The sequence below is a fragment of the Acinetobacter sp. WC-323 genome (genome assembly GCF_000314615.1).
Classification (GTDB): domain Bacteria; phylum Pseudomonadota; class Gammaproteobacteria; order Pseudomonadales; family Moraxellaceae; genus Acinetobacter; species Acinetobacter courvalinii.
On the sequence record NZ_AMZS01000008.1, the window covers coordinates 102,170 to 113,191 of the forward strand.

At 41.2% G+C, this 11,022-nt stretch carries 5 protein-coding genes, 1 tRNA gene and 1 pseudogene; 3 read left to right on the top strand and 4 right to left on the bottom strand.

The genetic code is table 11. From position 1 onward, the window contains the following. Positions 1–64: 64 nt before the first annotated feature. Positions 65–1,138, bottom strand: a complete 1,074-nt coding sequence (locus tag ACINWC323_RS17570) for a DNA/RNA non-specific endonuclease (RefSeq protein WP_032868507.1) — start codon at positions 1,136–1,138, stop codon at positions 65–67. A 159-nt stretch (positions 1,139–1,297) separates the two neighbouring features. After that, on the bottom strand, positions 1,298–3,178 hold the full coding sequence (locus ACINWC323_RS17565) for a potassium transporter Kup (RefSeq protein ID WP_005227781.1): 1,881 nt from the start codon (positions 3,176–3,178) through the stop codon (positions 1,298–1,300). A 123-nt stretch (positions 3,179–3,301) separates the two neighbouring features. On the opposite strand from ACINWC323_RS17565, the gene ACINWC323_RS17560 reads away from it, so the two are divergent. Beyond that, positions 3,302–3,391: transfer RNA gene (locus ACINWC323_RS17560), tRNA-Ser, on the top strand. Between the two features lie 182 nt (positions 3,392–3,573). Continuing rightward, the gene (locus ACINWC323_RS17555; RefSeq protein WP_009506670.1) at positions 3,574–4,773 is read left to right on the top strand and encodes a tyrosine-type recombinase/integrase; all 1,200 of its coding nucleotides are present in this window, start codon (positions 3,574–3,576) and stop codon (positions 4,771–4,773) included. 40 nt (positions 4,774–4,813) lie between these two features. On the opposite strand, the gene ACINWC323_RS17550 is transcribed toward ACINWC323_RS17555, so the two are convergent. Both ACINWC323_RS17550 and ACINWC323_RS17545 read right to left on the bottom strand, forming a co-directional pair. Further along, positions 4,814–7,690 carry a BPTD_3080 family restriction endonuclease gene (locus ACINWC323_RS17550; RefSeq protein ID WP_009506624.1) on the bottom strand — a complete coding sequence of 959 codons (2,877 nt, stop codon included), beginning with the start codon at positions 7,688–7,690 and terminating at the stop codon, positions 4,814–4,816. Positions 7,691–7,699: 9 nt separating this feature from the next. Next, positions 7,700–10,192, bottom strand: a complete 2,493-nt coding sequence (locus ACINWC323_RS17545) for a site-specific DNA-methyltransferase (protein ID WP_212749667.1) — start codon at positions 10,190–10,192, stop codon at positions 7,700–7,702. Positions 10,193–10,233: 41 nt separating this feature from the next. Here ACINWC323_RS17545 and ACINWC323_RS0118630 point away from each other — a divergent pair. Further along, positions 10,234–11,022, top strand: a pseudogene (locus ACINWC323_RS0118630) (IS5-like element IS17 family transposase); the annotation flags it as partial.

The window sequence follows — 11,022 nt, forward strand, 5'->3', positions numbered from 1 at the left end:
TCTCTCTCGTTATTGTTGTCTCTCACCCAACATGAGCCAAGCACGATCACTTTGCAAGCGTTTCTTAGCGCAACATTTGTAAGAAATACTGTACCAAGGCATTGATCAGCTGGTTAATCATGGCCTGTTTGGTCTGTTCATCAATTTGTGGCAACTTACTGCCTGCCGACTCAGTCGATTGTGAGGTAAATTGACGCTGCTGGGCCTGAATGGCATCGGTCTTGGCCTCTTCCGCACACTGGCTTTGTCCATCCCAATGTGAATAGCTGATGTCTTTATTTGGCTTCACCTGTTGCGCAGACAATGGCAACTGATAGACATTGCGTTTCTGCTGTTCGGTTAATTGCGGGAATAAATTAATTCCCAGCTTTTCTTCCAGATAGCAGACACTCACCACTTTGACCTGTAATGAATTATTGTTTGGCGCATAATAGGCACCAATAATGCCCTGCTTGGGTAAATACACCGCTTTATACACCGCTGTCGGGACAATCACCCCTTTACCAATGGTTTTCAGGCGTTTGCCTTCAAAGATTGGTCCGGTCAGCACATAGGCATCTTTATGCTGTTTGGTGACCATGGAACGCACCGCTTCTTCCAGTTTACGCCAGACTTCCTGATTATTTTTTGGTGCTTGTGGCACCATATTGGCCAGGGAGAAACTGTCATACTGGGCTGCGGTATTGTTCATGTCCCCGTTAGGTGCCATATGACCACGGTCATAGCCGGAACCACGATAATCCGATAACAACGCGCGATGCGCCAACTGCACCCGGGTTTCTTCATGGAAATTATCTTCACGTTTGATTTTGACACTTAAACGTTCAGGGGTGAGATATTCCGCTGACCACAACGGGGTCTTGGAGATGCCCGAATACATCACATTGAAGTCGTTAAAACACAAGGCATAACTGTCTTTTTTCAGACTGTCCTTGCTCAATAACGGCGGCACATCACGATAAAACGGTTTTAAACAGGCGCCATTACTGGACTGGAACGGAATCAGTTTCGAAATTTTTTCATTGCCAAACGCAATCGCAAAACTTCCCGTCGCGACTGCAGCCAGCACAAGCTTTCCAACATTCTGGCTCAAAAAAGCAAATGGAGTTTTACCCTTTCTGGTTGGTCTCTTCGCCATAACTACATCAAAATCAATATGAACGCGCAGCTTAACAACTCAAAGCCTTGCTGTATATTGGGTTTCAGCCTAGAGCGACATTTTATGTCGCAAATCTGTACACTTGCTCAACAGACAATAAAAAAGGCACTTGAGCGTGCCTGTTTTATCAACTTCAACTTAAATTTCGATCTGACTACCCAGTTCCACCACACGGTTGGTCGGAATCTGGTAGAAGTCACTGACCGGACTGGTATTGCGCTGCATCGAGATAAACAGCTTTTCACGCCATGGTGACATGCCATCACCAACGGTATGCACAATACGATCTCGCGAAATGAAGAAACTCATTTGCATCATATCGAACTCAAAATCCAGTTGTTTATAGGCCTGTTCCAGCGCGACCGGAATATTCGGCTGGTCCTTGAAACCATAATAGACATAGATGCGATAAAAGTGCTCATCCAGCTTTTCCACTTTTAAGCGGTCGGCTTCAGCCACATAGGGAATATCCTGCGTATAGACCGTCACCATCACATTACGCTCATGCAGCACCTTGTTGTGCTTGATGTTATGCAACATCGCATGCGGCACAATATTCGGGGTACCGGTCAGAAAAATCGCTTCACCTGGCACATATTGTGTTTCCTTGCTCATGCCAATACTTTTAATAAATAACTCGATTGGCAAGGCATTGGTTTCCATGCGGTTATATACGATTTCACGACCACGTTTCCAGGTCATCAGAATGGTATACACCACCACACCAATCAGGATCGGCACCCATCCGCCAGAGAGGATTTTTAATGAGGTTGAACCGACAAAAATCAGATCAATGATCAGGAATGGCACCGCAAACAACGCCACTTTCCATGCAGGCCAACGCCACACCCCATAGGCCAGCGTCGAGATCAGGATGGTACCGCAGAGCATGGTCATGGTCACCGCAACGCCATAGGCACTGGCCAGTTCGGCACTGCTTTCAAACAGCAGAATCAGGATCACCACTGAGATAAACAACACCCAGTTAATGAAAGGCAAGTAGATCTGGCCCTGCTCTACATCAGAGGTATGGTGCACGGTAAGGCGTGGTAAATAGCGTAACTGCATGGCCTGATTGGCCATTGAGAATACTCCGGTAATCACCGCTTGAGAGGCAATCACCGCTGCGGCAGTTGCCAGTCCGATCATCGGGAATAAGGCCCAGTCAGGCACCAGCAGGTAAAACGGGTTTTCAATCGCCTTGGCATCACGCAACAGTAAGGCGCCCTGACCTGCATAGTTGAGTAGCAAGCACGGCAAGACCACGATAAACCAGGCCAGCTTGATCGGCATACGTCCAAAATGGCCCATATCGGCATACAACGCTTCACCACCGGTCATGGTCAGGATCACTGCACCCATGGTAATAAAGGCAACGGTCGGCTGGTCATAGACAAAATGCAGCGCCCAGTAAGGATTGACCATCATCAACACATACGGGGTCTGAATGATGCTCCACAGGCCAATCAGGCCAATAGACGCAAACCATAATAAGGTGATCGGTCCAAAGAATTTGCCCATGGTGGCAGTACCATGTCGTTGCACCATAAACAAAGCGGTTAAAATACCGAGCGCAATCGGGACTAACCAGCGATCCAGTGTGGGTGTGATCAGACTCAGGCCCTCAATCGCCGACAGTACCGAAATGGCTGGCGTAATAATGCCGTCACCAAAGAATAGCGATGCCCCGATAAATCCAAGTGCGATCAGAAAGATTTTATTCTTGTTGCTGAATACGTTAGAACGCAGGTTCAACGCCAGCAAAGACATGATCCCGCCTTCACCATTGTTGTCTGCACGCATGATCATCGACACATATTTAAAACTGATGGTCAGGTTCATGCACCAGAAGATCAGGGACAGGATGCCGAGAATCGATCCTTCACTGATATCCACATGTCCTGTGACAAAGCATTGCCGTATCGCATAGAGCGGACTGGTCCCAATGTCTCCAAATACCACCCCTAATGCTGCCAGCGTCATCGCCGGCAATGCGGCTTTTTTTGCAGTACTTTGCATATTATGTCGCTTCAAACTAAAACGTTATATGGCGCAATCTTATCATTAGCCAAAAAGTTTTTCTGCAAATCTGTTCATCACAACTTGGCAGCCCGCATTTTTTTGGTTACTATCGCACACCTTGGTGAGGTGTCCGAGTGGCTGAAGGAGCACGCCTGGAAAGTGTGTATACGTTTGCGCGTATCGAGGGTTCGAATCCCTCTCTCACCGCCAAGATTATTTCCAAAACCATCTAAAGATGATCTAAAAAGCTTAAACCTAAAGGGTTTAGGCTTTTTTTATTACTTACAGGTTCCTACCCTTTCCATTGCAATCCCCCATATTGTGGGGGATAATTGGGGGATGATTATAAAAATAGAATAATCGTCCCCCAATTTGCATGGATACCATTCAGAATGCTTAGCGATGCTCAAGTTAGAAAGATCAAACCACTTGAAAAGAAAAAGCGTTATGCCGATGAAAAAGGACTGTATTTAGAAGTCACGCCATCAGGTGGTCGCTTCTGGCGGTTAAAATATCGGTTTAATGGTCGTGAAAGTACTCTCACTATTGGCAGCTATCCAGAGATTTCGCTTGCACAAGCTCGTCGGGCTCGTGATGAAGCACGTATTCAGCTTTACAATAATATCGATCCAAATGCCGTAAAAAATCAACGATTACAGCAAATAGATGAAAGCATCCTTTTCAAATCACTTGCGATGGAGTGGATGGAAGATCGTAAAGCCGTCATTAAAGAAACGACTTATATACGGGATCTATCAGTCTTTGAAAAAGACCTTTTCCCTGCATTAGGTGATATACCTATTGATCAGATTAAGGGTAAAGATGTACTTGCCTGTGCAAAAAAAATTGAAGAGCGTGGCGCACAGGAAATGGCTAAACGTTCAATTCCTTTAGCTGGTCGAATTTTTCGCTTTGCGATTCGTAAAGGCATTATTGAAAATGATCCAACACCTCACCTACAAGAAGCCTTAAAGCCTCGTAAAGTAAAGCACATGGCCCGTTTGGATATTTCAGAATTTCCACCATTCCTTGAACGTATGGATCGTTATCATGGTAGTCCAATGATTAAAACAGCAATTCAGTTGATGACCTTAACTTTTGTACGTACTGCTGAACTTAGAATGATGGAATGGGATGAAATTGATTTTGAAACTAAATTATGGCGTATACCTGCTGATAAAATGAAGATGGCTCAACCACATATCGTTCCTTTGTCGACACAAGCAATCGAGTTAATAGAGGGATTACGCCCTCTTACAGGAAACAAGCAATACGTATTCTATAATCACAGTACAGCTAAGCCTATGAGCAGTAATGCTCTTTTATGCGTAATTCGTACAATGGGGTATAACGGTAAGATGACAGGACATGGCTTCCGTGGACTTGCTTCTACAACCTTACATGAACAGGGTTATATGCATGATGCGATAGAGATCCAACTTGCCCATAGAGTGGGTAATGCCGTTTCTCAAGCTTACAACCACGCTCAACATCTAGACTACCGTATCAAGATGATGCAGGAATGGTCTAATTTCATTGATAGTTTACGTAATAAAATTGTACCTTTTCCTAAAAAATGCTTATCGCATTAAATCCTTAATATAAAGGAAGGTTTCACCTCCCTTTATAGTTTTACAAATCTAAAAATAGCTCACCTATAGATTTGGTGTACGTGGCTGATTTTGCATGTTCAAGAATCACATCATGTATTCTAGCAGGTGCTTCTTTAACCACATCCCAACACCAAGTACCAAACCCACCCTTTTGGTTGATTGCTTTTACCCAAACATCCAATGCTAAACGTTTTGCTTTATTTTGCTCACTGTCTTGACCTTTGATTTCCAAAACAAGAGTCTTACCATTAGCAAGTCGAATTAAAAAATCAGGTACATACTTACGCTTACTGCCATTCCACATATAGTAGATATTAAATCCTAAATGATCATTTTTAGCATAGGATGCCACTACACTGTCTTTAGCAAATTTTTCGAGGATATTTGCGGCATATGCTTCCCATGTACCGTCTGCGACCACATGACTAATTTGAGAAAATTCAGTTGGCTGACATAACCGTGTCGTGTACCAGGTTCTCATATCAGAAGTTGAACCTATAGGTTTTTCAATATCAAAAATAGGTTCTAATACGGTAACATTCGCCTGATGTACATATGCCACCAAATGCCGAACCACCTTATCCATAGAAAGTGCAATCAAAATCCGTTTTTTTAATGGTTCTTCATGGAATAAAGAGGGAACCACTATTTTATCCGATTTTAAAAACTCTTCAGATAAACGAATAAGTTGTTGGATTAATATCTCTTTACTACCCGTATAACCTTGTTGGACATTCTCAAACGCTTTTCGTGCTGCAAGAAACAATAATTTTTGCATACGAAACTCTTCAGGCAATAATTCGAGATCAATTTCTACAGCTTTTGACAAATCTGTCGCACCGCCTAAGGCTGGGGCTAAATTTACTGAAACATGGATTTCACTTGGGTTCAAATGAACGCTTGGAACTTTTGACCAATCTACCATAAGCTTTTCTTTAAGTACGCTATCTACTCTCAGCACATTTGCCCACGATATCTCCAAAACAGAACGTTCAGATAATGTTAATATCTGTGTTGTTGGCTTAGGTGGTTGCGGATTTGTTCCCCCTTCACCTACATCTTGGAAAATTGATAAAGGAACACCAAAAATATTTACATACTCGGGAGCAAACAATTCCCGTATAATACCATCTGGACATTCGACAGGCTGTGTATCATAACTTACTCGTCTTAAACCACGACCAATAACCTGCTCACAAAGTAATTGGCTAGAGAAAGCACGAAGCCCCATAATGTGAGTCACATTTTTTGCATCCCAACCTTCGGATAGCATCGCCACTGATATCACATTTTGAAGATTTTGACCCGCTGTACCACGCTTACCTACATTGTCGACTATTGCCCGTAGTAACTCTTCTTTCTTGAGGTTTAATAACTCTTGTTTTTTATCTTGAGGTAAGTTGATTGCTTCAACAATTTCTTTAAGGCGTGCCTCATAAGTTACATCTGTGTCACTTTTTTCTCCCTTCTCAGCCTTATCTAATACTTTCGAGTCTACTCGGAGTGTCCTGTTCGGGGCCTGCAACTCTGACCAAAATACATCACCTTTATTAAAATAATATTCAATACGAGCGGCTGTTTCGGTACGATTACATACCGTAAGCATAACAGGTGGTGATGACATACCTGCTTTCACCCAAGATATCATTGCTTCACGCCAGTCAGCTCCTAAAAGAGCATAAGCTTGCTGGACTATTTGTGGTAATGCTTCATGCGGCTCGGCTTTTCGATTCAAATCCTCCCGAACATCCTCTTCACGATATAAATGGTAAAGCTTTGGTTGCAAATCTTTGGTACTTGGTAAAGCGTTATCACGCACTACAATGCGAGGAGTTTTGACCAATCCTGCTTCTATTGCATCGTAAAGACCAAAATCTGAAATAACCCATTCGAACAATGCACTTTCAGTAGTTTTTTTCCCTGTTGGGGCAAATGGAGTCGCAGATAAGTCGAAACAACGAATGATTCCTCGTGTTTTATGAATACGATCTAAGCCTTCAACCCAGCGTGTTGCTTCATCTAAATTAATACCAAATTCTTCAGCATCCTTTTTACTAATTTTGACTTCCGCAGGTTTCCGATAAGCATGATGTGCTTCGTCATTAATGATCACAATATTTTTATGGTTGGCCAATGAACCTAATACACGTCTTACATATGCCTCGTCACTTTCTTTACCTTTTTTTACCACCGACCGTTCAGGTTCTTTTTGAGGCATAAGTGAATGCCAATTCTCTATAAGAATCTCAGCTTGATTGAGCTTTTGGCGAAGTATCTCATTTGGGCATAATGAAAAGTCATCATAGTAATTTTGAGGATGGCCTGGTAACAAAATTTGCAATCGTTCTTTAACTGTTAAACCAGGCGCAACGATAAAAATAGCCTTTGAAAAATCTCTATAACGTTTAGGATATGTAAGTGCATTCAATACTTGCCATGTAATAATCATCGACATAACTGTGGTTTTACCAGAACCTGTCGCCATCTTATTACATAGTCGCTCCCACTCACCGCCATCACCGGAGATGGCAATACCTTGTTTAAATTCTGGTGTCGCCTCAACATACCAAATTAATGTCTCAATGGCTTCGATTTGACAGAAATAAAACTCATAAGGGCGTGTCGTTTCTTTATCGTACCAATGTGTTAAAAGTTGGCGTGTAATCGTAGTAACACCAGGATAATCTGCCTCACGCCATTCATTTACACGTTGGCGAATACGATTAACAAGACCCAACTCAACAGATCGCAAGGTATTACTTCGTGTATCGAAGATCTCATAACTTGCAGGACGGCGTCCTTGTTTTAAATCGAGCTGGCTGCTTTGCGGGTTACGCTCCCAATGATAGGTTGGACATTCGAAAGGTGAACTAATAATTAAGGAATTTGTAGACATGGTTTCACCTTAATCCAAATTCATGACTTTAAGTGACTCAATACCTCGGTCATCAATAATCTTGACTGCGATTTTCTTATTTTCACCGGCCTCAAAAGGTAAGCTCTTCGTACCATGGAACTTTTCCAATTGTGTTTCGTCCAATTCAGCACGAATATTTTTCTTAAGTTTTTCCCAGCCTTCTCCCTTACCTGCGATTGGGAAGAATACCTGATGTGGAAATAAACTACGCTCATCATAATCTGTATCTAAACTCCACATGGCAATTTTGGATTTACCACCTGAAATTAGCTCACCTTTAACAGTATCAAAGTAATCAAAACCTAAAACTTCAACTTGGTATTTACCATCTTTTAGCTTATACACTTCGATATCGGGTTGCCCCATAAGCCAGAAACTTTGGTTACTTGTCCGTGCTTTTTTCAAATCTTCAGTAAGTAGATCAGTATTCATTTGTGCTTTTAGGGTTGTAATTCCTTTAATTGCATCAATATCCTTTGCAGCTTCAGGATCAAATGTAAATGCACAAAAAACAATCATTCTAGGCAATGGGAAAAGATTTCCCGCTTCATTCATGGCATTTGCTACTTGTCGTTGCTCCAAGGCCGCATGTTCAGGACCAAAACTTACAACGACTCTATTTCCAGTGTCTAAGTGACCAATGGCATGGATATTTTGCATATCTTTGTCATAAGGTAGTATCTCTAGATCACTAAAGTTAATCATCTGACCATTTGGACCACGGATACCCGTTTTCGCTAGTTCAGCCATCCAATCATGCTTACGACCTGATTCCCCCATACGTGCAATACTTGTATCAGCTTCACCTAATGTTCCTGCTTCATCTAATGCTTTAACTGTCGGGAAAGGCACAGCTTCTACCGTAAATGGTCCACTAATTCTGAGGCGATTCTTAGTAATAATTGGTTTGTCGTATAAAACTTCTTGATCCGCATGTGCTGCAATTGCATCGTCTATTTGCTTTTGCATCGTAATACGCGCTTGATGAAACTTCTCTAATGCTTCTACTTGGTCTATATTCCAATCTTGCGGCGCTTCAAATGGTACTTCCCACTCAAGTAATTCCGCTTTTTTTGAAAAATCTAAGATTTCCTCTTTACGACCACCTTCAATAACTTTAAAAGATGTAGGTGGTTGAGTGGTAAGCTCTTTATTAAGTAGTGTTAGGGCTGTTTCAATTTTAGGGTGGAGTCGGTCATAAATTTGATCAATATCAGGATTATTAGCTATTGATTTGAGTGTAATACGAGGTGCTGTTTCATAAAAGAATCCCCCTTTTAAACCTTCATTTGGATATTTCAGTTCATAATATTCATAACTAGCAGTCATCAATCTTTGTTTTGCTAAAGTGATAGCAATACGAGAGGTATCACATGTAATCCAACGACGTCCCCATTTTTCGGAAACAAATGCTGTTGTCCCTGAACCACAAGTAATATCTAATGTTAAGTCACCTGGATCTGTAGAAAGCAATAAACAGCGTTCAATAACTTTTATGCCTGTTTGTACTACATATAATTTTTCATCTGCATATCCACCGGTAACAGTATCTTCCCATAAGCTATTAAAACGTATCCAAGGAAAATCCTCTGTATATCTTCTATAAGATAATGTTTTACCATAAGCTTCTAGACGGCTAGCTTTACTTAATCTCTCAATACCAATAGAATTTGTCATCCATCCACGAGGAAAAGGAGAATACTCCTTATTTTGAAAGTTAATACTCATAGAAGTTGTCGAGCTTGATGATGCAGAAGTTAAATTATCACGTCGATATATTTTAGAATTATTATTTACTTTCTCCCACTGATTAGTTTCCTCTTGAGTGAACTTTCTGAATTCATACTTATCAGTTCTAATGTAATTATAGTTAATCCAATTACCACCTTCTCGTTTCTGAAATAACGATTTAGATTTTATTTTTTCTATATTTTTCGCATACCACAAAATATAATCTGTAGTAGATGAAAGTACCTTTGTATCACCAAAACCTGTTGTCTTTTTAAAACTAATCAATGTAATAAAATTTTTTCTCCCAAATATTTCATCCATCATTTCTCTAACATGATGAAGATTATCATCAGAAATCTGAACAAATATACTGCCCGTTTCATTTAATAAATCCTTTGCTAATAAAAATCGGTCACGCATATATGTAAGATAAGAATGAATACCCAACTCCCAAGTATCTCGAAATGCTTTTAGCATTTCAGGTTCTTGAGTTAAATCTTTATCACTCTTATCTTTAACATCTTTTTTATTCACAAACGGCTGGAAGTTTGAACCATATTTAATACCGTATGGCGGATCAAAATAAATCATCTGAACCTTACCTGCCATACTCTCCTTTTTAAGAAGACTGTTCATAACTAACAAGCTGTCACCCGCAATTAAACGGTTCGACCATCCTTTTTCATGCTTATAAAAATCTAAAGCGTCACGTAATGGTAAATTCTCGAATGGCGCATGGCTTTGTTGCACAAACCTATCTGTAAAGGCTTTTTCAGCGATATAATTTTCAAATGAAGAAGCCTACACACAAAATCTACCGCACAACCAATTGGCCCGCATATAACCGAGCACTCATTAATCGCGGAAATATTGCCCTTTGGTTTGATCCTGCTACGCAATGGTATGCTCCATCAAAAGGCAAACAAGGGCGAAATCAAACCTACTCCGACGCAGCCATCCAATGCTGCTTAATGATTAAATCCTTATTCCGTCTATCTTTACGTATGGTCACTGGCTTTGTGCAAAGTCTGATTAAACTTTGCGGATTAAATTGGACCGCACCAGATTACAGTACGCTTTGTAGAAGACAAAAGCATATTGATATTGCAATCAGCTACCAAAAAAGTAGCGATGGGCTGCATCTACTCGTAGACTCTAACAGGGATGAAGTTTCTAGGTGAGGGCGAATGGAAACGCAAGAAACATGGAGCTGAATATCGTCGCCAATGGCGTAAACTACATATTGGTATAGATGCCAAAACCCTACAAATACGCGCTATTCAGCTCACAACCAATAATGTCTGTGATTCACAGGTGCTTGGTGATTTACTTAATCAGATTCCACAAGATGAGCAGATTGACTCTGTTTATACCGATGGAGCTTATGACACCAAGCAATGCCGTCAGGTCATTGCAGATCGGCAAGCACATGCGGTGATTCCACCTAGAAAAAATGCGAAACCATGGAAAGATACAAAGAGTAGCTCGCTAGAGCGAAATGAATTACTTCGAACAATTAAACGTTTAGGTAGGACACTATGGAAAAAATGGTCAGGCTATCATCGCCGAAGTTTGGTTGA